The organism is Asaccharospora irregularis DSM 2635 (genome assembly GCF_900129815.1).
Lineage (GTDB): Bacteria > Bacillota > Clostridia > Peptostreptococcales > Peptostreptococcaceae > Asaccharospora > Asaccharospora irregularis.
On record NZ_FQWX01000020.1, the window covers coordinates 36,090 to 37,258 of the forward strand.

Genomic DNA, 1,169 nt, shown 5'->3' on the forward strand with positions numbered 1-1,169 from the left:
TTTCAAGTTTTATATTAACTATGTGGTATTTAAAGTAAACATTCACTTGTAACTATTAAAGTATTAGAAGATAGTTTTATATTAACTATGTGGTATTTAAAGCTTGAATATCAAGGAGAAGGAGTTGGAATAGCGCCAAGTTTTATATTAACTATGTGGTATTTAAAGTCTACATACTTAGTGAAATCATTCGGATTAATATACTCGTTTTATATTAACTATGTGGTATTTAAAGCGTTTAGTTTATCGGTACTAGGCTTAACTCCATAGAAGTTTTATATTAACTATGTGGTATTTAAAGTAGCATGGTCGCTTAATTTTTCATCAAGGGGTGTTTTGGTTTTATATTAACTATGTGGTATTTAAAGCACACACTCAACGTATATTTATATTTCCCATCACTTTGTGTTTTATATTAACTATGTGGTATTTAAAGCCGACAGTTTACAATTAAAAGTTGTTCAGTCGGCAAGAAGTTTTATATTAACTATGTGGTATTTAAAGGAATATCAGATACGCAGCAATACAAAATGGCTGGAAACAGGTTTTATATTAACTATGTGGTATTTAAAGTCACCTGCTTCTTTTGTCCAGTACTCTAACAAACTTGTTTTATATTAACTATGTGGTATTTAAAGATGCTTGTAGTTCTTTTCACCAACCTTATCTATAAAGTGTTTTATATTAACTATGTGGTATTTAAAGCAAGTTCGTGATTTAATTCAAGATAAGGGAATAGATTGTTTTATATTAACTATGTGGTATTTAAAGTCAAATTTAATAGGTATTAGGAGGTATTTATAGATGAGGTTTTATATTAACTATGTGGTATTTAAAGATTTCATAGAACATATAACGTTCTAAAAATTTCTTTTCGTTTTATATTAACTATGTGGTATTTAAAGTAGCTTCGAGTTGCCCAGCTTTATCACCTTTATAGTTGTTTTATATTAACTATGTGGTATTTAAAGGTTAAATATATGTTCAACCAGTTCGTCAGCTTCTTCTGTTTTATATTAACTATGTGGTATTTAAAGACCAAAGTATCTAAAGTGTTTTCTAAAGTACGCATTGGTTTTATATTAACTATGTGGTATTTAAAGTTTAAAACAATAATAGTACAGGGGAAATAAAACAACAGTTTTATATTAACTATGTGGTATTTAAAG

At 27.5% G+C, this 1,169-nt stretch carries 1 CRISPR repeat array.

The features are described 5' to 3' along the window. Nucleotides 1-6: 6 nt before the first annotated feature. Nucleotides 7-1,169: a CRISPR direct-repeat array (repeat unit 29 nt; unit sequence GTTTTATATTAACTATGTGGTATTTAAAG).